Genomic DNA, 23669 nt, shown 5'->3' with positions numbered 1-23669 from the left:
GTTTCGGTTACTCGGTTGGGGCTGCATGCTGGGTGGTATCGCCAAAAAGGTCATTCTGCCTGCGGCTGCGGGCTTCGGCGAGGCAGCGTTTGTAGATTTGGTAGACACGAACGTAGCTGATGTTGTATTCGGCGGCGAGCTCGTTGGCGTTGCCGCGTTGCATGCGCTGGTAGATCTCGAGGTCGCGCTTGTTCAGCTTGAAATCACGGTCGCCGACCATGTAGATCTTTTGGCCCTTCCAGTGGTCGGCCAGGAAGTCTGCCAGGTGGTTGCCGAGCTCCATCGCAGGGTCCGGTTCCATGATTTTCTTGTCGATCACGAACTGCGCGACCGCTTCGGCAACATCTGACAGCAGCTCGTGGCGGCGGTGATCTGCGCCGGTTTCGGCTGAATCGTTCATAGCTGGGGGGCTCCTTTGCGTTGTTGCTCGACGCCGAGTGCCTGGCTGATCTTGTACAGATCACGCGGGTGGCACCACTCGAAGAACTGCGGCGCGTCGGTGCCGAGCATTTGCTTTGCCACGCCGTCGGCGTATTCGTCTGGCTTGCGCTCCAGGCTGATCAGCTGAGCTCTGATGCGGCGGACCAACGGCAAGGCGTCTGGCGCTGGCGTGGGCCGTTTCGGGCGCGCTGTGGGCTTGCTTGACGGCTTGGCGGGGGCTGACTTGAAACCGGCTGTCTTGGTTAGGTAGTCCATCACCGCGCGGCGGCCGGCGAAGTCGAGGTCTTTCGCACTGTGGACGCGGCCCTGCGTCCACAGCATGGCGCGGTAATCGTCGTCGCTCATATTGAGCTGTTTCTTAGCCAAATGGATCTTGGCCAGGTCGGTATTGCGGTGGTCGCGGGCGAGTTTGCTCATGGTGCGGGCTTCAGAACATCAAGTCGGAATTCGTAGGTCGGGAAGCGTTTGGTCGCCAGGCGGAGTGCGGCGCGGGCCTCGGTGAAATCAGTGAACTGGATAGCCAGCTCAAGATCGGCAGTGCGTGCCGGCTCCGTCGATTCCTCACCATCGGATTCGTCTGGCTCCTGGGCTAGATATGAAACGAGCAGCGAAGGTCCAATGAAAATGACGTATGGCAGCTTCATGGCTATTCCGTGTAGATCGCCCGGCACTGGCCTGGGAAGGGCTTGGGCTTAGGCTTGTGGGTACGGCCGTGGGTCAGACTGAACGCGATAAGCGCATTCCAGTTTGTGCGCGTGTTGGTCACCACCGGACCGCGCTGGTCGTAAAAGCGGCCGCCGGGCCTGTAATACGGCTCAGGCGACAGCAGCAGCTCCACCACCGGTGCCGGCACCGCGATGTAGTCGTGACCAGCGTTGAGCTCTACTGCCTCACCGTAGCAATAGAGGCCGGTGTACGTACCGATAACTGGGGTGTAACCCCGGTGGAAACGGCCCCAAAACGCAATGTGTTCATCGTCGCGGTCAGTGTGCTTCAGGCTGGCGATGTAGTAGTTCATCGATCTCTCTCCAGCAGCAGCGTCTGTCCACGCGCAGGTTTTTCCGGCGTCTCGCTTTTCTGCAGCTTCAACTGACTCTGCTTGACGGCCCGATACTCGGCTTCTACCTGTTCACCGACGATATAGGTACGTCCGTCAGATCGGTCGCTATAGTCCCATTGCGCGTGTTGTGCGTGCTGCAGCAACTCCACTAGCTTCAGCCCTTTGTCTGCAGGCATGAGAAATTGGGTATGGCTGATCGTGACGATGCACAGGGATACAGGCTTGGTGTTGCGGTTAGTGGCCATGCGCTACCCCAGCACCAGCGGCCCAAGCCACCAGTTCCACAAGCCGACCAGTGAAAACAGCAGCAAGGCGGACATCTGCGTGATCAGCCCATACATCCGGTGCTGGAGCCCGAACAGGGTCCACCCGAAGCTGCTGATGACGGCGGCACCGAAGCCCCAGCCAGGCGCGTATGGCGCGGCCAACAGAGATAGGGCAAGCAGGCCGAACAATGCGGCGATGTACTGCACCAGGGGCGCGAACATCAGCAGGATGCCCACGGCGCTGACGACGGTTAGCGTGCAGAAGATGATGGCCAGAGTGTCATCCGTGGGCATGGGGAACCTCGCTCTTTTGTTCTGCCACGTAGCGATCACAGATAGCCTTGGCCGTAGTACGGAATCCGCCAAGCTTGCAATGCCAACTCGACGAATCGTAGGGCGGCATGCGGTCTTCACGGCGCTCGCGCCCGTGGGTGCAGTTACTGCAGGACTGGCGCATGTTGGCCGGAATGAAGCCCTGGTTGGTCTTCGCCACGTTGGCGGATATTTGTGCGACCTGGTAGCTGCTCATGATTCCACCCAGCCTTTCTCGCGCGTCCAGTGCAGCAGGGGCAATTGGAGTGCGTCGTCCATCGCTATGCGGAACGTGGCTCGGGAAGCTGCTCTTCCCAGAGTCGCCGCGGCTTCCGTGATTGCGACGCACTGCGCATCGTCGGCAGCATCGAAGCGGATCACGTTGCGCCAGGAACCGCTGTCGTTGACCTGGAGCTTCACGGGTTTGGTGCGGGTGGCGCTCATACAGAGGCCTCGGCGTCTTCCTCTTCTTCCACGCCCTTGAGTAAAGCCTTTACCAGCTTGTCAACACTGGCGGTCGAGTCTTTGACAAACACCACATCGCCGGTGTCTTCCACGCTGATGCCCAGCTTCTTGAGCTCGGCCGTGCTGAGGCCGTCCAGCGCGGCCTTGATGGGCTTCTCGGTGGTCTTGCACAGCACGTCGAACTGTTCAGGAAAGTGGCGACGGATCAGCTTGACCACCTGGGCGTCGTCTTCCCAGTCGATCTTTCCCTTGCCCTTTTGAAACCCCAGCTTGAGGCCATGCAGCACCACGCTCCGTGGCTTGACGAAGAGCTTCGGGGCTGTCTGTATTGCGGCCTTGAGGTCCGCATCGGCCTGGGCCACTGCGGCCACTGCACTGCGCAGACCTGGAAGCTTGCGTTTGGTAGCCGAGTCGATCTCTTCTTGCAGCGCGGTGGCGCGCTCGGTCACAAGATCGCGGGCGATACGCAGGGCCTTGGCGGCCTTTTCAATGGGGTCGAAGTCGTTACTCATAGGGGTTCCTGGTTGTGGGTAGTGGCTTTGGGGAAATCTCGTTCCAGCAGCAGCTGGCCCGCCAGCTCGGGGAGCGACATGCGGCGCATACGGCTCTCTTGCATCAGGCTGGACATGGCTCGACTGCGCAGGTACTTGCAGGTGTCTTCCAGCTCGCCCGGGTTCTGGGCCAGGAAGTAGCCGCTCTCGGGCTTGCCGCAAATCTCGTTACCGGCCAGGCGCAGCTCGGTGATCAGGGTGCGCACGCGGCGCTCCTGTGCGGCAGGGTTGGATTCGCGGCCGGTGATGGCCTGCACCAGGGCGCGCACGTGGATGCCCGCGTTCTTGCCCCGGTGCTGCTGCAGCGCGGCCAGCACCTGGTCGGCCGTGATCTGGATGGTGGTGTGCATGGTTGATCCGGTCTAGTGGATGGCTGCGCCGCCAGGCGCGTTACCGACCACCGCAGAAAGGTCGCGGGCAACATTCATCAGGGCACCGACCGAACTGGCCGTGCAGCAGGTATGCGCCCTGGCGTAGCTGGAGTACAGAATCAGCAACGCATCCATCGCAATGTGATGGTGCACATTGCTCAGAATGGGCAACTGCAACAACTGTTCGGCCAACGACATCGACGCGTCCAGTTGCCCTTGCAGTTCGGGGGGTAGAGTTTCTTGAAATGGCATTTATTACTCCTTCAGCACGCATGGCCCACGCTGGGCAACTGCTTGAAATCCAGTGCGCCGCGACGCAACACCGGGGCGGCGGTGGGCACATAGGTGCCCGCAATTACGTTGTGCTGGCGAGGCGGCACGCGATAGCCAGACTCGACCGGCTGTGGGGTGGCTGCTGGCTGCTCTGGCTCCGCCGCGGGCACCACTGCACCGGGTGCCAGGCTCCACAGGCGCATTGCTTGCCTGCCGGTGGACACCAGTAGCTCTTTTTGCTCCAACTGCACCAGGCGGCTGCGAAATGCCCGCCGCGGCCGCGGATGCACACCCTTGTCGGCAAATAGGACGAACAACGTTTCGAAGCTGCAGGGCTGGTAAGCCGCCACATAGGCGAGAACGCGGGCGTAGGTGGTGGAAAAGCGAGGCACGTTGTTGCCGCGGTGGGTGTAGTGCGCCGCGCTCATACGGGCGCTCCCAGCGCTATATACGCGACCAGGGCGATGCAGAACACCGCCCAGACTAGCCACAGGGCCAAATGCTTCAACGCGCGCTTCATGGCAGCCACTTTGCGCTGATGCGGCGGGCGGTGGGAAAGGCCTCCATCGCCACGCAGATGGCCCAGAATCCATCGGCATACAGGCCTTCGTGCATGCCCATAGAGCCGTCTTCCATGACGATGGTCACACGGTACGTTTGCATCAGTGTCATGACATATCCTTTCTGTTGGGGCAGGTCTTGCAGGCATGGAACAGGCGCACGCGCACCGGGTTTGTGTGGGCCAGTGGCCTGGTTTGGTTGTCCAGGCAGTGGCGGCGGCCGAGGTCGCCCATCACCGGGCAGGCCACCGTCTCGGCCATGTACTGGCCGCGGATGCGCTCGGCCATCGTGGCCACGTCGCCGGGGTAGCGGTTTTTCAGCAGGTGGTTGACCACCGCGCCGCTGACGCCGAGATCTTGGGCAACCTTGCTTTGCGAGCCAAAGCGCTTTACGGCATCTTCCAGCGCTGCCAGCACATCAAGGGGCAGAGACTGAGGCAACTTATTCGAGGCCATCGCAGACCTCCTGGGCTGTTTCCAGATTCGAGAAGGTGCCGTTATTGCGGTCAAAAACCACCTTGCGGCGTGTGATGGCCGGGGCGTTGGGGCCGGTATTGCGCACCAGCTTGTAGAGGCCAGGCTTCTGCCGTGTGGGCTCGCGCAGTTGCTTCAGATAGCCGGCATGGAACAGGCTGTTGACATACAGGCGCGCCGTGGTCTGCGACACGGTGAGGGGCTCCAGCGTGGCGGCTCGGGCGATGTCGCGGAAGTCAAACGATGGCAGCACCCGCATGGAGCGCCACATGGCCAATATGCCCAGGCCCTGGACGGTAGATTTGCCGTCTGCATCGATGCGGGGCGTGTTGAACTGCACTATGACCAGGCGGTACAGCACAGAGGAGTGGCGTGCACCATGCTGGCTCAGCACCTTTGTGGGCTGCACTTCTTTCAGGAAACCGCCCCTGGCGAATCCGCGCACGCAAGCAGAAACTGTGCTGAACAGCACCATCGGTGCGCAGGCATCCTGCACATCGAACACGGTGAACGTGCCGCCGGCCTTGCCGATCTTGAGGATGGCAGACCACACGCGCTCGCGTGGTGTCTGCAGGGATTTGACGTCCATCTTGCTCACCGGCGGCCACCTTTCGTGGCGGTGCCCACCACTTCGGCGGTCACGGTGTCCAGGCCCTTGCGCTTGCAGTCTTCCTTGATGCGTTCAATCTCGGTGGTGATCTTGCGGGCGACGCCGTTTGCGCGGGCAACCAGGGCGGCATAGGCGCTGGAGTCCCAAGCCAGCGCTGGGGCGTAATGGCGGGCCAGGGCGGCTGCATCGTCCAGGTCGCAGGGCACGGCATTCGCCCATACCAGCACGCGGTCGTGGAAGCGTTCGTGGCGGCTCAGCAGCTTTTGCTGCAGGCGCTCTTCGCCGATCATCAAGATGGGGGTGGCGCATTTGTCGTGGATTGCGCGGATGAAGTCGATGCACTTGCTCTCGGCAATGTGGTCGAGCTCGTCGATCACCAGCGGGCGGTTCAGCATGCCCAGCCGGTCGCAGATGGCTTCGAACATCATGTTGATCGACCAGCTGTTCTTCCAGCGCACATCCATTTCTGTCAGCATCAGCTGGGCCAGGCTCTTCATGGTTTCGAAGGGGCGCAGCTGGATGAACACTGCGTTTCCGCCCATCGGGTGCGCCAGGTGGATGGCGGCCTGGGTCTTGCCGAAACCGGCCGGCCCTGACAGCACCGCCATGCGGGGCATCTGTGAAGTGGCGCCCTGGATCTGTCTCATAGCGCCCAGCGCCAGGCCGACGTTTGTCAGTTTGGCGACGCCGGTGCTAATTTGCTCTGTTGCCTTGCTTGTCATAAAATTTCCTTCTCGTTATCAAAAACCGGGCTTCAAGCCCACTTCACAGAACCCTCAAGCGCCGCAAACGCTTGGGGGTTTTTCCTTTAGCCCGCCGCTTCCGCCAACGGGTCGTTTCCTTCGTGCAATGCGTGCCAGGCGTCGTGTTCGCTGCTGTCCTGGTAGCTGCGCAGCCAATCCACATCGCGGCTGGATAGCTGTTCGCCGGCATTGGCGCGGGCGCTGAGCCGCACCCAGGCGCTGTAGCGCTGCTTGGCGGTGTCCATGCGGACCACCGGGGTTTCATCGAACAGGGCGGCGCGGGCTTCGGCACGTGCGGCTTCGTGGTTCGTAGGGCCGGCCAGCACCGAGGCAATGGCCGGCGTGCTGTGCTGCACTTCGCGCGGGGCCAGGCGGGTGACGTTGGGGGCGGTGTCGACCGCCTCGGCCTCGCGTTCCTGGTAGATGGCCTGCACGGCCTTGGCAACCAGCCCCTTGCGTTTGGCCTTGCGCAGCTCGTCCACCAGGGGCTTGACCGTGGCCGACTCCAGGGCGCGGGTCTTGGCGGCCAGCTCTGCGCGGTTGATGCCCAGGCGGGAGTGGTCGATGGCGCGGCATATATAGGTGCCATCCAGCTGGAACACGTGCATCGCGCCGACGTCGGCTTCGTCGATGCGGCAGTACACCTGCTGGCCCATCACGTTGACGCCGGCCAGCTCGGGCGCCCGGTACCAGGCGGTGCCGACAGCGTCGTGTAGCGGCATGCTGATGCCGCGTTTGCCCACTGTGCGCAGGCCATTGCCAGCGACGGGCATCATGAACAAGTCCAGGGCGCGCTCGTCTACGCGGACCACGTGGGTGCTGTGGCGCTCGGCCATTTCGTTGGGCGAGCAGCCCAGTTCGCTGTGGCGGCGACCGTGGTATTCATCCAGCCAGCCGTTGATGGCACCTTGCAACTGCTCGGGCGTCATGTGCAGGTCATAGCCGTCGTGGCCGAAGCGTTGGGCGAAGCTGCGGCCGGATTCAATAGCCTTGCGGGTCGTGACGTCATGGCCGACGAAGCCGTGCACCATTGGGAACAGGTCGTGCAGCAGCGTGCCCAGGAAGCGCTCGATAAAGGGCTTTTGGTCCGGGCTGAATGGGGTACACAGCAAGTGCTGCACGCTCAGCGACTTCAGGGCGAAGTCATAGTCGACCGCGGTGTAATCCTTGCCGTTGTCGGTCTTGACGCGCTCGGGGTGACCCCAGGCCAGCATCGCGGTGCGGGTAACAGCCTTTACCGCGTTGGAGCTGCTGGTGCGGGACACCAGTACCTTGGCCTTGCGCGTGAAAACGTCGATCACCGCAACCAGCGCATGGCGGCGGATCTCGCCGGTATCGCCATCGGTCAGGTTGAAAGCCATTTCCACCCGCTGCTGCGCGTCGGCGATGGTGGAGTCGAGCTGCCATTCTTCATTCGGCGTTGTGATGTGCTCGCTACGGCTGCCGAAGGCAGGCATGTATTTATTGCGCCAGCCGTCGGGGTTCTTCAGCTTGAGCAAAGCGACCTTGTTGGTTTCCTTGTATTCGCCCAACCAGCGTTTCAAAGTGGTGATGGCCGGGGTGCGTTCCTCGCCCAGGTGATTGGAGATAACGCGCTGCACCTGGCGGGCTGTCGGATCGTGCATCTCGACCAGTGCTGCCACGAAGACCCGGTGCAGTTCCTCGTCTTCCACCAGTTGGGAACTGCCCTTGTCTTTACGGGGCTTGCGTTCCAGCAGAGCTTCCACGCCGTTCATGCGCCAGGACCGGTACCATTTGTCCAGGGTCTTGGCCGGCAGCGCGGGGTAGGCTTCTACCGTCTTGGGCAAGGCCTGGATCTGACCGGCCTGCCATAGGGCACAGAATTCAGTAATGGCGGGCCACACCGCGCCGCCGCGTGCCAGGTGGTAGCTCTCGAAGCGCTGGAACAGGTCCAGGCGTGGATTGCTGGCTGGGTTGAATGCGCCCGCCGCTTCCAGGGTGACACCGAGCCGCGCCATTGCGCTGGCATGGGCTTACACCTGTGCGACGTGGCAGGCCTGCTTGCCGGCTTCGATAGCGCGGACTGTTGGCTTGACCGCACCGGCTGCGCCTGCGGCTAGGGCTTGCTGGGTGGCTTCGGGCAGGTTGGTTATCAGGTATTCGCAACCTGTGCGGCCGCGACCGGTGCGGGGCCGGGCGGTCCAACGTTCGGCTTTGGCCCGGCGAAGCACGGTCGTCTTATCCGAGGGCATGCCTGGCAGGCCTGCCAGATCGGGAGCTGATATCCACATGCTCATGATCACCCCTTGGCGTATGCAGACCCAAAGGCCTTGTTTGTCCGCAGGACCTGGGGATTGCGCGTCATTGCCTTGGCGCGATCACGTGATCGTTCGTACCGGCTGGGCCAAATTTCCTCGGGCTTTTTATGGAGCGCTTTGGCAACAATCAACTCAGCTGCAGCCCAGGGGCGGTTTAAAACTTCGTTGATATGTTTGTATTTGTGTTGTCTCGCCAACTGGCTCAGGTTGGTTCCCGCCATTTCAAGCGCGGCTTTAACCTGAGCTGGGTGCCAATCTTTGACTAAAACCTGATTTGTGTTCATAAGCGAGATTATCCACACAAATCAGGTGCTTGCAACAACTAATGCACACAAATTAAGGTTTGCCAGACCTCATTTACAAACTAGTGTTGGTTCTACAACTGGCTCAGGTTTAAACTGTGTGCATTCGCACATAAAGCCAAAGCACGTGAACCCAAGAAATAACCCTTCAAAAGGGGCGCTCGGCGCTCGGGATGTCGTACGGGTGCAGGAACCCTCTTTCGACTACACGGCAACGGAAGCGGGTGCACTGATCAAAGCGCAAGGTCTGCGCATTCGGAACCTGCGCACTCAGGCCAAGTTGACAATTCAGGATCTGTCGCAAAAGACCGAATTGCACTCAAACACCATCGGTCGCATCGAACGAGGTGACAGCGAAGCCAATACGGAGCAACTTTTGTTGATTGCCCGGGCTTTAGGTGTAGCGCCGGCCAAGCTGATGCACTTTTCAGGGACTTCTGAGGCCGGAGATGGGGGAAGTGGCGCGGCCTTAGGCGATCAAGATTTCGCGCTGGTAGACATGATCGACATCCACGTCAGTGCTGGTGGAGGAGCTTTCAACGGCCATAGCGAAGTGATCGGACGCTTTGCTTTCAAACAATCATGGCTTGCGAGAAAAGGCATTTCGCCTGACAAGGCCAAGATCGTTCGAGCCCGTGGTGATTCGATGGCTGATCGCATCAACAATGGCGACATTCTGTTGGTCAACACCGAGATCACCAGTCTGGGCCCTGACGGTATTTACGTCATTGAGCTGGACGGCCTGGACTATGTGAAGCTGATACAGCGCGATTTCTCAACCGGCGGCGTACAGGTGATCAGCTACAACAAGGATTACAAGCCGCAATCGTTGAGCGCAGAACAGGCTGCCGCGTTGCGCATCAGCGGCAAAGTGGTTTGGCACGCGGGCGAGTTTTAAATCGGGGGAGCTATGAAAATCGGAACACTATCGAGCACGCTTGCGCTGGTGGCGGCGTCGTTCAGTGCGCATACATTTGCTCAGACAATTGAACCAGCCTCTCTGCCCACCGAGGTGGAGCAGCTCCGCCGCAATGCTAGCCAAGGCGACTACAACGCGCAGCGCAACTTGGCCTATACCTACGCCACAGGGCAGGGCCTGGACGGGAAGAAGGCGCCCAAAGCGGCTTGTGCTTGGTACCTCGCTATTCCCTATCTGAACCCGAAGAAGTTCCATGCGGGTGACTCCGGAAATGTGTCGCTGTACTGCCAGAAGCTATCGCCCACAGACTTCGACGAAGCTCTGAGTTATTCTGTGGCCCTCGTTGGCAAGACGAAGAAATAGACGGCGCGCGAAGTAAAACTCTTTAAACGACGCCCTCGCGCGTGCGCGGCAAACTGCCGTGCATGCCTAAAGACACCCAGCTCACCACCAACTTCTGGCTTAGCGAATTCACGATCTCGGACAAAGCCGAGCGCTTCGGAATCGCCAACCAGCCCAATACCTCCGAGATTGAAAACCTGCGTCGCCTGGCCGGCGTGCTGGAGGTGGTGCGCTCCACACTGAACGGTGCGCCCATCATCATCAGCAGCGGCTTTCGCTGCCCCAAACTCAATACGCTGGTGGGTAGCGACAGCACCAGCGCACACCCGGATGGCCGCGCTGCCGACTTCATCGCCCCGCGCTTCGGCTCCCCAAAGGACATCTGCCGAGCGCTGATGACTGCAGGCGTAGTTGCAGACCAGTTGATCTATGAGGGCAGCTGGGTGCACCTGGGCATTGCCGTCTACGGTGCCCAGCCACGCAAACAGGTTCTGACGGCCGTCTTCACGCCTGGCAAAAAGACCCGCTACCTTCCGGGCCTGCTATGAAAAAGCCCGCCCTGATCGCCGACTGGCGCAAGGCCTGGCGCTTCCTGACCATCCAGGCTACTGCCGTGCTGACGGTGCTGTCCGCCATCCAGGCCGACATGCTGCCGTATATCCAGCCCATCTTTCCCGCCCAGTACTGGCCCTACGTGACCGCCGCCTTCGGCATCACCATTGTCGGGCTGCGCATCCTGCGCCAGGCCAGCCTGGACGAAACCCCGCCAAGCGCCGGAGACGAACCATGACGCTCGCCTGGCGCCTGCTCGCCTTGGTGCTCGCAGCTGCTGGCCTGGTAGGCAGCGGCTACTGGTGGGGCGGCTCCGCCGCCGACAACCGCCACGCCGCCGACCAGCTCGAAACCGAGCGCACTGCAGCAGGCGCAAAGTTCCGCGAGTTCGAACGCGGCGACGCCGCCCAGGTCGACCTGGGCCAGGCGCTGCGCGACCAAGACACCCGTTATTCCCAACTTGAAAGTGCTTTCAATGAGCTACAACGCCGCCGTGCTCCTCTTGTTGTTCGTGTACCTGTACCTGGCGCTCAATTGGGAGCTGCGCCGACTGGTGCGCAGGCCCTTGACCCCGCGCAGACGCCGAGGCTCGTCGACCTGGTGCCGTCGCAGCCTGGTCAGTTTGAGCTACAGCTCAGCGCTGGTGCTGTCTGGATGTGGAACAGCTCCCTTGCCGGCGCAGACCGACCTGCAGGTACCTGCGGCCTTGCTGATACGTCCGAGGCCGCCTGTGCTGCTGGAACCGGCATCACCTTCGACCTCGCCGCCCGCAACCAGGCCGCAAACGCCCAGCTCTGCGCCGAAGACCGCGTCCGGCACGACAAGTTGATCGATTTCATCCTGCAGAAGAAAGGTACCCCATGACGGTGCGCGTAACCCACCCCTTCACCAGCACGAAGCCGGATGGTGACGACCCGACGCAGGTGCAGCCCAGCCACTGGAATGCCGAGCACACGGTGCAGCTTCAAGGCCCGGCGCTGCTGGGCCGCAAAGATGGCACCGACGCAGAAGCGCAGGAGATCACTGTCGGTGACGGCCTTGTGCTGGATGAAGACGGGCTGCGGCTTGCTCCAGAAAACATATTCCCAACAGTTGCCGCGCTGCAAACGGCGAAGCCAGCCGCAACCCATGCAGGCAAGACAGGGCTTGTCGGCTCCGCCGCGCCTTATAAGATCTACACGAGCAATGGGGTATCCTGGGTGGATTGGGATGGGAATGCACTGACTTCGGATTTCGGTTTCGATATTGTCCTTGCAGCTGGTCAGTCAGGTATGGCCGGGCGTGAACCGATGGATACGTTTGCGGACCCTACTGATGGCGCCGTATGGCAATACGCCTGCTACCCCTCAGATACCGCGTCTTACCAAAAAATCGGATTAGGCGCTGACCCTCTCAAGCATCCAGATGCAACTACGGCAGGCGGCCGCACGGGGCCTGCCTCTTGGTTTGGGCGGGCATACGCTCGTCAGATCCGCCCGAGCCGCCGAGTGCTGATTGTTCCGGTAAGTGTAGGTGGGACGTCTATGGTCGCGGCGCCGCCCACTTGGGGGCCGGGTAGCCCAGGTGGGTCTAACTACGAAAATGCAATCGCTAAAGCCAATGCAGCGATTGCGGCTGCACTGCTCGTATTTCCGAATTCACGTTTTGTGGGCACGATATGGATGCAAGGCGAAAGCGATGGTGCAGGCGGCGTCACACAGGCGGCGTATGACGCCGCACAACGTGCGCTTATCGCGGGTTTTCGCGCGCGCATTACTGGGGCTGCGAATAGTTGGTTCATCATTGGTAGCATGGTTCCCGAAGCGCTTACGGCTAACCCTAGCTGGGCTTCGATTCGTGACGCGCAATTGGCCGTTGCGGCCAGCACCCCCGGCGTTACCTACGTTCAAGGCCCATCTGGCTATTCTTCAGATAACCTGCATTTCGACACGGCTCCCGGCGCACGCATCATGGGTGTGCGCTTGGCCTCTGCCGTGCCTGCTGCCATAGCAAACCTTGGCAATGGTTCCATTGTTATTGTCGCCCCGGGCCAGGTGACCGGGCTTGCTGCAGGAGCCACCACCGCCACAAGCCAGGCGCTGACTTGGAACCTGCCGGCCACTGGCGACGCGCCGACCGACTACATCGTCGAGTTCAAGCTTACAAGCGGCGGCAGCTGGGCCACCTTCTCGGATGGCGTATCCATCACACGCTCTGCAACCGTAACCGTGCTGTCCGCGTCCACAGGATACGACTTTCGAGTGTCAGCGAGCAACAGCGCTGGGACGGGGCCGGTGTCAAGCACGGTCAGCGTTACTACATCCGCAGCGTCCTTGCCACCTGGTCAAGTCACGGGCTTGTCCCTTGGCACGGCGACGGCATCCACGCAACCTTTGTCCTGGTCTGCGCCTGGCTCGGGCGGCGCGCCCACCGATTACACGGTGGAGTACAAGCTCGCCAGCAGCGGAACTTGGTTGACCTTTGCTGATGGCGTCAGCACGACTCTAGCGGCGACCGTTACCGGTCTCGCTGCTTCGAGCAGTTATGACTACCGTGTGACGCCCGCCAATTCTGGCGGCGCTGGTGCACCATCGCCCACGGCAACCGGTTCCACAGCAGCGGCATCTGGCGGCAGTAGCTATACGTTTGAAGCTGACACTGTGGACGGAGCGCCAGCCAACATTGCAGCACTCGTTGGCTCCTTGGTCGTGAAGAATACCGGCGCAACGGGCTGGAGCGGCAAATACAGCATTGGCGCTACGGGCTCTCAGCCAGTAGTTGATGTATTCAACATGAGCTTGTTCAACCCGACGGCCGACCAAACGGTCACCTGGGACCGCAAGCAAATCTCCGGCTCTGCGCGTGATGGCTTCCTTATTCGTCCTCAGGCGGGTACGACTGTCACAGGGTATCCGAGCGCCTTGCAGGGCTACCTAGGGATGATGCACGCGACCAGCGGGCAACTCCGGCTATACCGGGTCGCATCGACCGGACTGGTCTTGCTCGGATCGCTATCTTTGGTCACAGGAGACTATGAGCACTATCGTGTTTCGGCAATCGGCAACACCATCAGCTTGAGTTATTCAGCTGATGGTGTTGCATGGACTAGTGCAGTGTCGGTTACGGACACCAACTACCCAACAAGCAACGCGCCGGTCCAGTATCTCTCTGGGTTTGGTGGCGTGGCCAACGGTGTCTATATGGACAACATCATCTTGAGTTGATCCAGTTGGTGATCTAGGTTTTCTTAGATCACCACTGCTGATCTTCCAGTTCCTTGGCTGCGTCAGGGTGCTCTGGGCGCTTTTTACGGAGGTAGACCGCGATGGCAAATGCCAGGACCATCAAGATGATGGTGCCGCCCAGTATCGATTCGTCTGACATGCCTACCTCTGTTAGTTGTTACAAAGACTGTAACAGAGGGGATGCATTTCGTGACATTTGATCGTATGCACTTTTTCACGCGTAACGCCGTTCCGTGAGCGTTTTTGTTGATCGGCACCGACGGCGATGGTGATCTGCATGGCTCCGAAAGGGCGCTGCTGCTGATGGCTGAAGGGCGGCTTGTTCCGAATCAGGCAGGCAAATAGGGATGCTTGGACTTTATCCCTCTTGCTAAAAATAGGAATAACGGAGGTTCGTTCGGTATTCTGTCAATTCATAATGCTGCATCACTAGCTTACGGACTCCTTCGTCGATGGCCCCAGTTGAACAATCCACGCCTACTCAAATATGCCGACGATGCAAGACTGAGGTGTTCGACTGCGACAATCCGTTTTGTGAAAACTGTGGTTTCGACCTCAAATATGGTGTGGTCAAGGTGCCAACTTCTGGGCAGTGTATCTACTGCCAACAGGTTGAAAAGCTCACAGACGAGCATATTTTTGGCAAATGGTTGATAAAAGCTCTAGGTAGAGTTAGCCAATACAGGTTTCATTCTGTTGGCCGTCCCGAGCGGCTTGTATTTTGGGAGCCAGTCGATTTTCATAGAAGTGACCCTCTGTCAGCTGTCGGCGATCTTCTTGATTCGACGGTGCGAAATGTCTGCGAGAGGTGCAACACCACATGGATGAGTGATATTCACAAGATCGCTCAACCTCTGGTTTTGCAATTGGTGAAAGGTGGCTGGCAGGTCCACTCACATGAAGAGTGCATTGCACTTTCTCGGTGGGTTGCGATGGTCGCGATTAATCTGGAGTGCCACGGTCGCATTCTGAAAACTACGCAACACCAGAGAACTGCCCTCATGAATGGTCACCCACTTGATGGGTGGCAGGTTAGTTTTGGAAATCTGCGCGATTCGTGGCGTAGGAGTTATGTTCAATCGATCGGCGTTCCTCTGGGCATGGGTACGGAAAACACTCCGCTGCACATAAATAATGCCTACTTTTGTATCGATAGAGCAGTGTTTCATGCGCGTAGCTCTATCAGTAATGGCATGCTACAAATGGCTACTATGGCAGTAGGGCTGAGTGGAGCGCGCCTTCCTACCACTCCGTTATGGCCAAGCAGTGGCCGCCCCCTGGAAGATCTCCTTAAGGGAGTGAACCTAAGTTCCTCAGATGTTCAGGCCCTGACGCTTCCTGGCGGTTCCGTGCAGGGATGAACTTTCTAGTTCCCACCCGCTGCCGGTGAACCCGACGATCTAAGCGCCACCCTCGGGTGGCCTTTTCTATGGTCCCTCCGCCGCCCCGCTACTCAATGTAAAACGCTTTAGTAGCCCCACCTCGCGCGCGCGCGGCATAGTGCCACCTTACTTAGTTCAAGGTGACCCGATGCCCCAACTCCCAGGCGGAAAGCTGATGCTCTCATGAGCGCTTTCAACGCTGCCGCTTTCTCGTCCGCGTTCTACGTGGTCGATGCCGGCACGGGCAATCCCACCCCCGACTACGACTGCGATGCCACCGGCCGCGCCTGGTTCGCTTCCTGGAAGGCGAACGGCTGGCTGTGGCCGGTGAAGTTCTCCGAAGAGCGCATCACCGCCAAATTCGACTTCACCAAAGACCTCACCTACGGCGACAAGATCGCCACCGTTGACATGGTCGTCACGGTAATGCGCGGCACCGACCCTACGCCGGCTGCGCTGCGCTTTGGCGTGCCTGTGATCAAGGGCGGGCGCGTACTCCAGAAACTGGGCGGCGGTGTGCCTGGCTGTACCTACAAGGTGCTGTGCCGTGCCACCACGGTGCAGAACGACATTCTTTTGCTGGCGGGTGTGCTGCCGGTGCAATCTCTTTGAAAGGTGGCATTGGATGCCCGATTTGAACTACCAGGCGATGGGTTTTTACATGGCTGCCGCACAGTGGATAGCGATGGGCTTGATGGGCGTGTGGGTGTACCTGCGCACCAAAGACGACGACAACGCCAAGGCACTGACCAAGCTGCACGGCGAGTTGACCGTATTCATCAGCGAGAGCACCAAAGCCAATGAAAACCAGAACACCCGGCTGTCGGTGCTGGAAGAGGTAGTAAAGCATGTTCCCACCGATGAAGAGATCGGGAAGATCAGCTCGCAGGTGTCGAACCTAGATGCACGCGTTGATGGCTTGAGCGAAATGCTCAAGCGCATCGAGCACCAGACGTCGATTATTCAAACCCACCTAATGAGCAATAAATGAGCTTTCAAACTGCCATGACCGAAGATCGGCGCTTGTCCATCCTGCTGGTGCTACAGGAGACGCCGGGCTATAGCGCCAACGCATTCCTGGTGCGCGACGCCATTGACGCTATCTACGGCCACAGTGCCAGCGCCGACCAGGTGAAGGGCGATATCGCCTGGCTTGCCGAGGTGGGCTTGGTCACCCAGCGCCAGGCTGGTGCTGTGACCCTGGCCACGCTGACCGCCCGCGGCGCCGACACTGCCGCCGGCCGGGCTACGGTGCCAGGCGTCAAACGGCCAACGCCGCGCTAAGGCCACCATCATGGCCGACACCACCAGCAAACGCCGGCCCTCGCGGCCGAGCAGCATCACCCAGCTCCATCCGTCCATCAAGGAAGCGGTGGACACCGCCGTGCGCGAGGGCCGGGCCACGATCAACGAGATCGTCGGCCTGGTCAAGGGCATGGGCGGCGATGCCAGCCGCTCGGCCGTGGGCCGCTACGTCAAGAACGCAAACGAGCGCATGGAGGATTACCGCCAGGCCACCCAGATCGCCGCCGTGTGGGTGGACAAGCTGGGCAAGGAACCCGAGGGCGACGTGGGCCGCATGCTGCTGGAAATGCTGCGCGTGGTGGCTTTCAAGACCATTGGCGACCTGGAGACAGCCAGCCCCGAAGACCTGATGTTCCTGGGCAAGGCCCTAAAGGACTTTGCAGGCGCCGACAAACTGGCCGTCGACAAGGCGATCAACGTGCGCAAGCTGATCGCAGTGCGTGCGGCCGAGGTCGCCGCCAGTGTGGTCAAGACGGTGAAGAAGGCGGGGTTGAGCGACGACACTATCAATGTGATCCGCGCTGAAATCCTCGGCATCCCGGAGGCCAAGAAGGCATGAGCGAAATCATCACGCCGGAAATGCAGCGCTTGGCCGAGGAGGTCAAGTATGACTTCAGCGGGCGCGCACCCAGCGTGTTGCTCGGCTATCAAAAGCGATGGATAGCCGACGAATCCCAAGTCAAGGTTGACGAAAAAAGCCGACGTGTCGGCATGAGCTGGACCTGCGCCTGCGAAAGCGTCTTGATCGCTGCGGCCGCCTCCGGTCGCGACCAGTGGTACATCGGGTACACCAAAGACATGGCCGTCGAGTTCATCTTGGATGCGGCGCAATGGGCGGGGCAGTTCCAGAGCGTTGCGGAGGCTATCGAGGCGTCCGAAGAGATCTGGGTCGAAGGCGATGAGAAGAAGAGCGTCTTCGTCTTCAGCATCAAGTTTGCCAGCGGGCATCGCATCACGGCGCTCAGCTCCAGGCCACGTAACCTGCGCAGTAAGCAGGGTGACGTCGTGCTGGACGAATTCGCGTTCCACGATGACCCGGCAGGTCTACTCAAGGCTGCACTGGCGCTGCTGATCTGGGGTGGACGCCTGCGTATCCTGTCCACGCATTTCGGCGACGACAACGAGTTCAACACGGTCATCAAGGACATTCGCGCGGGGCGGAAGCCCTACAAGCTCCACAGGACCACCTTCGATGACGCGCTGGCCGAGGGCCTGTATGTGCGTGTCTGCCTACGGCTCGGCATTGCCTATGACAAGGACAACGAGAAGGTTTGGGCCGATGACATACGCGCCTTCTACGGCGACGACGCCGAGGAAGAACTGGATTGCGTGCCCAAGAACGGCGCAGGCAGCTTTCTCACGCGCGAACTGATCGAAAACTGCATGGTCAAGGGCTGGGCGGTGCTGCGCGACAAGCGCGAACCCGACTTCACATTCAAACCCGAGCGCACTCGTCAGTTGGCCATATTGGACTGGTGCGAGGAGTTCCTGAAGCCCGAGCTCGACGCGCTGCGCGAGTTGCGGGATGTAATCAGCTTTGTGGGCGGTGACGTTGCGCGGATCGGCGACCTGTCTGCGTTCGCACCCATGATCCAGTTCCGCTCGTTGGTGCGGCGTATCCCGTTCCTGGTGGAGCTGCGCGGCATGCCGTTCACGCAGCAGCTGCAGGTACTCTGGTACATCATGGACCATCTGCCCAGGTTTGTGGGCGCCGCGCTCGACTCCCGTGGCCTGGGCATGCAGATGGCTGAGCAGACGGCGCAGCGATACGGGCAAAGCCGCATCCTGATGATCCAGGCCACCCAGAAATGGTATTTGGAGAACCTGCCCCCCTACAAAGCGGCCTTTGAAGACCGCTTGATACAGATCCCGATGGACGCCGACGTGCTGGCCGACCACCGCGTGCCGCGCATCATCAAGGGCATACCGCTGATCCCCGACGTGCGCACGCAGGACGCCCAGAAGCTCAAACGCCACGGCGACACCTTCATCGCCGGCTCGCTAGCCTGGCATGCATCCCGCACGCTGGAAGGCTGCACGGTCTACGACTACCAGGGTGCGCCTCCCAGCGTGAACGCCTGGGACGGTATGACCAGCGACGACGACAACCGATACGCCGGGTCCGGCGCCTGGTAAACCACTTTTCCAAACACCATGACCACCATCCTTGACCACCGGGGCCAGCCCTTCGAACGTGCCCAGATCGCCGAGCCGCAGACCGCGCGCATGGCGCAACTGCACTCCGAGTACGAGACCCACCCCAGCCGCGGCCTCACGCCGCCCAAGCTGGCGGCCATCCTGCAGCGTGCCGAGCAAGGCGACCTGACCAGCCAGCACGAGCTGTTTGCCGATATGGAAGAGAAGGATGCCCACCTCTTCAGCGAGCTCCAGAAGCGCCGCCTGGCCCTGCAAACGCTGGACTGGGATGTCGTGCCGCCGCCCAATGCCAGCGCAGCCGAGAAGAGCCTGGCCGCCTACGCCAAGGAAATGGCCTCGGAGATGGCCGACTTCGAAGACGTGGTGTTTGACATGTCCGACGCTGTGGGCCACGGTTTCGCCGCGCTCGAGCTCGAATGGCGCCAGGTAGAAAAGAACCTGCTGCCCGTGTGTGCCACGCACCGCCCGCAGGGCTGGTTTCGCCTGCCACAGACGCCTGGCGTGGACCGCAACGAGCTGCGCCTGCGCGACAACTCGGCCGATGGCGAGCAGCTTTGGCCCTTTGGCTGGCTGCTGCACAAACACAAATCGCGCTCGGGCTATGTGAGCCGATCGGGCTTGTTCCGTGTGCTGGCCTGGCCGTTCCTGTTCAAGAACTACGCGGTACGCGACCTGGCCGAGTTCCTGGAAATCTACGGCCTGCCGCTGCGCCTGGGCACCTACAACCCCAGCGCCACCAAGGAAGACAAGGCCGCGCTGCTGCGCGCGGTGGTGAACATCGGCCACGATGCTGCGGCCATCATCCCCGAAGGTATGGCCATCGACTTCCAGAAGGCAGCCGAAGGCATGGACGGTCCCTTCAGCGCAATGATCAGCCACATGGAAGCCATGATGAGCAAGGCCATCCTGGGCGGCACGCTGACCAGCGGCGAAGGTTCGCACGGCAGCCAGGCGCTGGGCAATGTGCACAACGAGGTGCGGCACGAGCTCAAGAGCGCGGATGCGCGCCAACTCGGTGCGGCGCTAAGCGACCAGCTCGTGTATCCCATCCTGGCCGTGAACAAGGGCCTGACGGAAAAGCGCCGCTGCCCGCGCCTGGTGTTCGACACCCAGGAGGCGGAAGACCTGAAGCTCTACAGCGAAGCCGTACCCAAGCTGGTGGGCATGGGCATGCGTATCCGCAAGAGCTGGGCGCATGACAAACTCAAAATACCCGAGGCCCAGGGCACAGAAGATGTTCTGGAGGTAGCGCGGCCGCAGGAAATCCTGCCACCAGAGGAACAGGCTGATCCGGCCAAACCGGCAGCGGGCGTAGCCAAAGGCCCCCAGGCGCTGGCCAAGCTCAAGGCTGTACCCACGGCCGAACCCGACGAGCTCGACGCCCTGGCCGCAGAAATGCTTGGCGAATGGGTGGACGCCGCCGACCCCATGCGCAATGCCGTGGAGACGGCGCTGGCCACCGCGGCCAGTTTTGAAGACTTCAGCCAGGCGCTGGAATCCGGCCTGACCACGATCCCGACCGAGCAGCTCGTCGACCTGCTGGCGCGGGGCAGTTTTGCGGCCCGGATGTGGGGCCAGCTCAACGCTCAAAAAAAACCAGCTGCTTAAAAATGCAGCAACAAACTGGCCGCAAAGCCGCACGGGCTCTGGATTTTCGGCACCAAGGCCGGAAATCGGGCTTTGGGGCGCTCCGGCTGGAATTTGGCTACCACCCCCGCACCCTGGCTGTGATCGCGGCTCTTCAATGGGTCTTCAATGGCTCCATTCGGCTGTTGAGTGCCGAGGTAATCCCGCCAATTGCTCCTGATTGGTGCATGAAATGAGCGCAATCGCCCTAAAACCGGTGCAGCCGGAAGAATCTGTCGCGTATTTTCGGCAGAAAGGCTACCGGATCGGCTTTGACCACCGCGATGTTTGGCGGCAGGAACACCAGGCTGCATTCACCGTGGCCAAGGCCATGCACATGGATCTGTTGCGCGACATCCGCGGCCAGGTCGACAAGGCGATCACCGAAGGCACCAGCTTCGGCACCTTCCAGCGCGAGCTCAGCCCCAAGCTGCAGGCCCGTGGCTGGTGGGGCAAGCAGGACGTGGTGGACCCGGTGAGCGGCGACACGGTACGCGCCCAACTCGGTAGCGCGCGCCGCATGGAGGTGATCTTCGATGCCAACCTGGCTACCGCCTACAGCGAGGGCCAGTGGGAGCGCATTCAGCGCGGCAAGGGGTTGTTTCCGTTTCTTGAGTATGGACACAGCGCCTCGGAACATCCGCGCCTGGAACACAAAGCCTATGCCGGCACGGTGCTGCGCGCCGATGATCCCTGGTGGCAGGTCCACATGCCTGTAAAGAAATGGGGCTGTAAGTGCCCCGTCTATCAACACAATGCGCGCACGCTTGAGCGCGGGGGGTTGAAGTTGGGCACCGCGCCCGCCGAGCAAATGCGCACCCTCACCAACCAGCGCACCGGGGAAACAATGGAAGTGCCGGTGGGCGTGGACCCAGCCTTCCACTACCCACCAGGTGGCCGCCGCCCGAACCTGGGCCGCATGATGATGGACAAGGCCGATGCCGCCACCTCTGCGACCGCAGCCAAGGTGCTGGCCGACGGTGTGACAACCTGGGCCCCGCTGGTGCAAACCGAGTTCGGAGAGTTCGTGGGTCGCTACGTAGAGGGCGAGCGGCGCGAGGTTGGCGCCCGGCGCGTGGTGGGGGCGTTCGCACCCCAGGTGGTTGCGTCGCTGCAGGCGGCAGGCCTGGCGCCGGAGAAGGCCACGCTGTTCGTCGATATGCCGCGGCTGCGACACCTGCTCGGCCTGGAGCGCAGCCAGAAGCGCCAGGCCAAGGGCAGCGGCGAAACCTTCGTCGCTTCCTTGCCTGAGCTGCTGAGCCAGGCCGGCGAGGTGTGGCTAGAGGCATCCGACCAGGAAGAACCCAAGCGGCGCGACCAGCGTGGTGCTGAGCCCCGCGTAGTGTTGCTGTGCACCTCGGTCGAAACCGGCAAGGTAGCAAAGGTGGTGGTGGCCTTGAATGAGACGGTGCACCGTGCCGAGCGCGGCAATGCGGTAACCTCGATGGATCTGATCGACCCGCGCAGCTTCAAACGCAAAGGGCTTGCGCGGCTTGACCAGTGAATCAACTTCGAAAGAAGCCTGCAGTCGCTGATGCCCCCACCTCGCAAGAGAGATCACGCTTGAATATTCCCTCCATTCCAGACGCCGCTGTCGGTGCGGTTGCTGCCGCGCTGATCGGCGGAGTGATTGCGTTCCTGGGACTTGTAATCGCAAAAGAGAACAAGATTTCTGAGTTTAGACAAGCATGGATTGACGGATTACGCGCTGAACTTGCTGACTTTCTCGCTTATGCGGAGCTGGTAGCCGGCGCTAGAACTGCTAAGTTTGGCTCTCCAATAGACCTATACAAGGAGGCACATCCCCATTTCGCGGGCTACAAAACGGCGGGTTCATCTATCCGCTTGCGCCTAAATTCTGAAGAAGCCCTTTGTCAAAGTATCTTAAAAGCGATGGATCAATTGGATGACGCGCTAGGGAAAAGTCCGATGGATATGAGCGAATGCCAGACCTGTGAAAACGAAATTATCGAAGCGTCCAAGCTATTCCTGAAACAGGAATGGGGCAAAGTAAGGCTGGGCGAGCCAATCTTTAGGGCGACGAAGCGATTCGCGTTGGCTTTTATGTTTGCGCTATTGGCTTGGGGCGTTTGGTCCTGGGGTGGAGACAATCTTCTGACAAACTTCTCAGACTACTTGCAAAGCAAATTAACAACGTGGTCATCGCCTTTGAAATAAGGTGTGCTGCGGTGAGACGACGCCTGCATCGAAGTGCAGCACCCTCACATGTCATCCAGTCGCCCGGCAAAGGGGCGGTGTATTGAATCGGAAGCCGTTTTTCCCGAACCTCTACAGCACGGCGGGATTTTAACGAAGTAAAGCGTTTTAAGCTACGCACGGCGGTCATCGCGCGACCATTGGGTCTTCAATATGAAGACCGCCCAAAACAAACCGCATCCACGCTTCGCGATTGCCGCGCTGACCTTTGAAGTCGGTGCAGGAGATGGCGCGGTGCAGCTCATGCCCGCCGGTGAATTCCGCGCGGCAGATGGCCGACCCCAGCCCTGGGGCTCCTGGAAGCTCACCCCAGAAATAGCCGCCCGCCTGGTGGCCGAGGCCAATGCCCGCCCCAACAAGTATGTGATCGACTACGAGCACCAGACCCAGCTCGCAGAAACCAATGGCCAGCCAGCGCCGGCTGCCGGCTGGTTCAAGTCGCTGGAGTTCCGGCCAGGCGCGGGCCTCTACGCCCCGGACGTGGACTGGACGGCGCGCGCCAAGGGCTACCTGGCGGGCGATGAATACAAATACATCTCCCCGGTCTTCGCGTTCGACAAGAAAACCGGTGAAGTGCAGCGCATCGTGAGCGTGGCACTTACCAACGATCCAGGCCTGCACGGCATGGACGAAGTCACCCTGGCCGCGCTGACGGCCAGGTTCAACCAGGTCAGCCAGTCGGCTGGCGATCAACCTCCCCAGGAAACCACCACCATGAATCCAGTTTTGCTCGCCCTGCTGAAAGCTCTTGGCTTGCCCGCGACCGAGGCCACCACGGAGGTCGAAGCCGTGTCAGCCGTTGCGGCTTTGAAGGCCAAGTCGGAAAGCGTCGACCAGCTCACCACGCAGATCGTCACGCTGAAGGCCGCGCCGCCTGATGCTGCCAAGTACGTGCCGGTCGAAAAGCTCGCCGAGCTCAACACCGAGATCGTGCAGCTCAAGGCCGAGAAGGTGAAGCACGAAGTCGATGAAGTGATCAACCAGGCCAAGGCTCTGGGCAAGGTCACCCCCAGCCTGGAAACTGAATTCCGTGCCATTGGCCAAAGCGACATCGCCCAGCTCAAGCGGATGCTGGACGCCACTCCGGCCAATCCAGCGCTGGCTGGCAAACAGCAGACCAGCGGCAAACAGCCAGGCGGCACCGGCACCGAGCTCAACGATGAACAGTTGGCCATCTGCAAGCGGATGAACCTTACTCCCGAGCAGTACTTGGCCGGCGGCTCGGCCTGATCCTATCC

36 protein-coding genes are annotated in these 23669 nt (G+C 60.7%); 16 read left to right on the top strand and 20 right to left on the bottom strand.

Going from position 1 to position 23669, the window contains the following annotated elements; translation table 11 throughout:
• Positions 1-7 precede the first annotated feature (7 nt).
• The 19 genes from BLT66_RS09060 to BLT66_RS08975 all read right to left on the bottom strand — a co-directional run bounded on the left by BLT66_RS09060 (position 8) and on the right by BLT66_RS08975 (position 8689).
• Positions 8-400, bottom strand: a complete 393-nt coding sequence (locus tag BLT66_RS09060; protein ID WP_092757364.1) for a Mor transcription activator family protein — start codon at positions 398-400, stop codon at positions 8-10.
• A complete protein-coding gene (locus BLT66_RS09055; RefSeq protein WP_092757363.1) occupies positions 397-858 on the bottom strand; it encodes a regulatory protein GemA in 462 nt (153 codons plus the stop codon). The genes BLT66_RS09060 and BLT66_RS09055 overlap by 4 nt, the downstream gene beginning before the upstream one ends.
• On the bottom strand, positions 855-1085 hold the full coding sequence (locus tag BLT66_RS09050) for a hypothetical protein (RefSeq protein WP_092757362.1): 231 nt from the start codon (positions 1083-1085) through the stop codon (positions 855-857). The genes BLT66_RS09055 and BLT66_RS09050 overlap by 4 nt, the downstream gene beginning before the upstream one ends.
• A gap of 2 nt (positions 1086-1087) precedes the next feature.
• Positions 1088-1459 (bottom strand): hypothetical protein, encoded by a 372-nt coding sequence (locus tag BLT66_RS09045; protein WP_092757361.1) that lies wholly within the window; start codon positions 1457-1459, stop codon positions 1088-1090.
• On the bottom strand, positions 1456-1746 hold the full coding sequence (locus tag BLT66_RS09040) for a hypothetical protein (protein ID WP_092757360.1): 291 nt from the start codon (positions 1744-1746) through the stop codon (positions 1456-1458). The genes BLT66_RS09045 and BLT66_RS09040 overlap by 4 nt, the downstream gene beginning before the upstream one ends.
• Before the next feature lie 3 nt (positions 1747-1749).
• Complete coding sequence (locus BLT66_RS09035; protein ID WP_255406851.1) at positions 1750-2061, bottom strand: hypothetical protein; 312 nt, start codon at positions 2059-2061, stop codon at positions 1750-1752.
• A complete protein-coding gene (locus BLT66_RS09030; RefSeq protein ID WP_092757359.1) occupies positions 2048-2296 on the bottom strand; it encodes a hypothetical protein in 249 nt (82 codons plus the stop codon). The genes BLT66_RS09035 and BLT66_RS09030 overlap by 14 nt, the downstream gene beginning before the upstream one ends.
• The gene (locus BLT66_RS09025) at positions 2293-2523 is read right to left on the bottom strand and encodes a hypothetical protein (protein WP_092757358.1); all 231 of its coding nucleotides are present in this window, start codon (positions 2521-2523) and stop codon (positions 2293-2295) included. The genes BLT66_RS09030 and BLT66_RS09025 overlap by 4 nt, the downstream gene beginning before the upstream one ends.
• Positions 2520-3056 carry a hypothetical protein gene (locus BLT66_RS09020; RefSeq protein ID WP_092757357.1) on the bottom strand — a complete coding sequence of 179 codons (537 nt, stop codon included), beginning with the start codon at positions 3054-3056 and terminating at the stop codon, positions 2520-2522. Before BLT66_RS09020 ends, BLT66_RS09025 begins: the two co-directional genes overlap by 4 nt.
• A complete protein-coding gene (locus BLT66_RS09015; RefSeq protein ID WP_092757356.1) occupies positions 3053-3445 on the bottom strand; it encodes a hypothetical protein in 393 nt (130 codons plus the stop codon). Before BLT66_RS09015 ends, BLT66_RS09020 begins: the two co-directional genes overlap by 4 nt.
• 12 nt (positions 3446-3457) lie before the next feature.
• Positions 3458-3718 (bottom strand): hypothetical protein, encoded by a 261-nt coding sequence (locus BLT66_RS09010; protein ID WP_143029180.1) that lies wholly within the window; start codon positions 3716-3718, stop codon positions 3458-3460.
• Between the two features lie 11 nt (positions 3719-3729).
• Positions 3730-4167 carry a hypothetical protein gene (locus BLT66_RS09005; protein WP_092757354.1) on the bottom strand — a complete coding sequence of 146 codons (438 nt, stop codon included), beginning with the start codon at positions 4165-4167 and terminating at the stop codon, positions 3730-3732.
• A gap of 88 nt (positions 4168-4255) precedes the next feature.
• Positions 4256-4411 carry a hypothetical protein gene (locus BLT66_RS26765; protein ID WP_176955023.1) on the bottom strand — a complete coding sequence of 52 codons (156 nt, stop codon included), beginning with the start codon at positions 4409-4411 and terminating at the stop codon, positions 4256-4258.
• Positions 4408-4755: an XRE family transcriptional regulator gene (locus tag BLT66_RS09000; RefSeq protein WP_143029179.1), complete on the bottom strand. Its 348-nt coding sequence runs from the start codon at positions 4753-4755 to the stop codon at positions 4408-4410. Before BLT66_RS09000 ends, BLT66_RS26765 begins: the two co-directional genes overlap by 4 nt.
• On the bottom strand, positions 4742-5362 hold the full coding sequence (locus BLT66_RS08995) for a hypothetical protein (protein ID WP_143029178.1): 621 nt from the start codon (positions 5360-5362) through the stop codon (positions 4742-4744). Before BLT66_RS08995 ends, BLT66_RS09000 begins: the two co-directional genes overlap by 14 nt.
• A gap of 5 nt (positions 5363-5367) precedes the next feature.
• Positions 5368-6105, bottom strand: coding sequence for an AAA family ATPase (locus tag BLT66_RS08990; protein ID WP_092757351.1), 738 nt, complete (start codon positions 6103-6105; stop codon positions 5368-5370).
• A gap of 86 nt (positions 6106-6191) precedes the next feature.
• Positions 6192-8105, bottom strand: coding sequence for a DDE-type integrase/transposase/recombinase (locus BLT66_RS08985; RefSeq protein ID WP_092757350.1), 1914 nt, complete (start codon positions 8103-8105; stop codon positions 6192-6194).
• 15 nt (positions 8106-8120) lie between these two features.
• A complete protein-coding gene (locus BLT66_RS08980; protein WP_092757349.1) occupies positions 8121-8384 on the bottom strand; it encodes a DNA-binding protein in 264 nt (87 codons plus the stop codon).
• A gap of 2 nt (positions 8385-8386) precedes the next feature.
• Positions 8387-8689 (bottom strand): helix-turn-helix domain-containing protein, encoded by a 303-nt coding sequence (locus tag BLT66_RS08975; RefSeq protein ID WP_092757348.1) that lies wholly within the window; start codon positions 8687-8689, stop codon positions 8387-8389.
• A 145-nt stretch (positions 8690-8834) separates the two neighbouring features.
• Here BLT66_RS08975 and BLT66_RS26760 point away from each other — a divergent pair, with 145 nt between their 5' ends.
• The 6 genes from BLT66_RS26760 (at position 8835) to BLT66_RS08945 (ending at position 13723) form a co-directional block, all read left to right on the top strand.
• Entirely contained in the window at positions 8835-9605 is a 771-nt protein-coding gene (locus tag BLT66_RS26760) for an XRE family transcriptional regulator (protein WP_176955022.1), read from the top strand.
• Between the two features lie 12 nt (positions 9606-9617).
• Positions 9618-9989 (top strand): hypothetical protein, encoded by a 372-nt coding sequence (locus BLT66_RS08965; protein WP_218922585.1) that lies wholly within the window; start codon positions 9618-9620, stop codon positions 9987-9989.
• A 62-nt stretch (positions 9990-10051) separates the two neighbouring features.
• Positions 10052-10516, top strand: a complete 465-nt coding sequence (locus BLT66_RS08960; protein ID WP_092757346.1) for a D-Ala-D-Ala carboxypeptidase family metallohydrolase — start codon at positions 10052-10054, stop codon at positions 10514-10516.
• Complete coding sequence (locus tag BLT66_RS08955; RefSeq protein ID WP_092757345.1) at positions 10513-10758, top strand: DUF7940 domain-containing protein; 246 nt, start codon at positions 10513-10515, stop codon at positions 10756-10758. Before BLT66_RS08960 ends, BLT66_RS08955 begins: the two co-directional genes overlap by 4 nt.
• On the top strand, positions 10755-11384 hold the full coding sequence (locus tag BLT66_RS08950) for a hypothetical protein (RefSeq protein WP_092757344.1): 630 nt from the start codon (positions 10755-10757) through the stop codon (positions 11382-11384). Before BLT66_RS08955 ends, BLT66_RS08950 begins: the two co-directional genes overlap by 4 nt.
• The gene (locus tag BLT66_RS08945) at positions 11381-13723 is read left to right on the top strand and encodes a sialate O-acetylesterase (protein ID WP_092757343.1); all 2343 of its coding nucleotides are present in this window, start codon (positions 11381-11383) and stop codon (positions 13721-13723) included. The genes BLT66_RS08950 and BLT66_RS08945 overlap by 4 nt, the downstream gene beginning before the upstream one ends.
• 28 nt (positions 13724-13751) lie before the next feature.
• On the opposite strand, the gene BLT66_RS27125 is transcribed toward BLT66_RS08945, so the two are convergent.
• Entirely contained in the window at positions 13752-13883 is a 132-nt protein-coding gene (locus BLT66_RS27125; protein WP_255406850.1) for a hypothetical protein, read from the bottom strand.
• Positions 13884-14253: 370 nt separating this feature from the next.
• On the opposite strand from BLT66_RS27125, the gene BLT66_RS26420 reads away from it, so the two are divergent.
• The 10 genes from BLT66_RS26420 (at position 14254) to BLT66_RS08900 (ending at position 23661) form a co-directional block, all read left to right on the top strand.
• Positions 14254-15105, top strand: coding sequence for a hypothetical protein (locus tag BLT66_RS26420; protein WP_143029177.1), 852 nt, complete (start codon positions 14254-14256; stop codon positions 15103-15105).
• A 204-nt stretch (positions 15106-15309) separates the two neighbouring features.
• A complete protein-coding gene (locus BLT66_RS08940; protein ID WP_092757342.1) occupies positions 15310-15738 on the top strand; it encodes a phage fiber-tail adaptor protein in 429 nt (142 codons plus the stop codon).
• 13 nt (positions 15739-15751) lie between these two features.
• Positions 15752-16117: a DUF2730 family protein gene (locus BLT66_RS08935; protein ID WP_092757341.1), complete on the top strand. Its 366-nt coding sequence runs from the start codon at positions 15752-15754 to the stop codon at positions 16115-16117.
• Positions 16114-16410 (top strand): VpaChn25_0724 family phage protein, encoded by a 297-nt coding sequence (locus tag BLT66_RS08930; protein WP_092757340.1) that lies wholly within the window; start codon positions 16114-16116, stop codon positions 16408-16410. Before BLT66_RS08935 ends, BLT66_RS08930 begins: the two co-directional genes overlap by 4 nt.
• Before the next feature lie 10 nt (positions 16411-16420).
• Positions 16421-16990: a DUF3486 family protein gene (locus tag BLT66_RS08925; RefSeq protein ID WP_092757339.1), complete on the top strand. Its 570-nt coding sequence runs from the start codon at positions 16421-16423 to the stop codon at positions 16988-16990.
• On the top strand, positions 16987-18567 hold the full coding sequence (locus BLT66_RS08920) for a terminase large subunit domain-containing protein (protein ID WP_092757338.1): 1581 nt from the start codon (positions 16987-16989) through the stop codon (positions 18565-18567). Before BLT66_RS08925 ends, BLT66_RS08920 begins: the two co-directional genes overlap by 4 nt.
• A gap of 18 nt (positions 18568-18585) precedes the next feature.
• Complete coding sequence (locus BLT66_RS08915) at positions 18586-20196, top strand: DUF935 domain-containing protein (RefSeq protein ID WP_092757337.1); 1611 nt, start codon at positions 18586-18588, stop codon at positions 20194-20196.
• A gap of 211 nt (positions 20197-20407) precedes the next feature.
• Positions 20408-21718 carry a phage head morphogenesis protein gene (locus BLT66_RS08910; protein ID WP_143029176.1) on the top strand — a complete coding sequence of 437 codons (1311 nt, stop codon included), beginning with the start codon at positions 20408-20410 and terminating at the stop codon, positions 21716-21718.
• Positions 21719-21777: 59 nt separating this feature from the next.
• Positions 21778-22392: a hypothetical protein gene (locus BLT66_RS08905; RefSeq protein ID WP_143029175.1), complete on the top strand. Its 615-nt coding sequence runs from the start codon at positions 21778-21780 to the stop codon at positions 22390-22392.
• Between the two features lie 192 nt (positions 22393-22584).
• Positions 22585-23661, top strand: a complete 1077-nt coding sequence (locus BLT66_RS08900) for a phage protease (protein ID WP_092757334.1) — start codon at positions 22585-22587, stop codon at positions 23659-23661.
• Positions 23662-23669: the final 8 nt, after the last annotated feature.

The organism is Rhodoferax sp. OV413 (assembly GCF_900104385.1).
Lineage (GTDB): Bacteria > Pseudomonadota > Gammaproteobacteria > Burkholderiales > Burkholderiaceae_C > Rhodoferax_B.
This window is presented reverse-complemented; position numbering and strand designations above follow the sequence as displayed.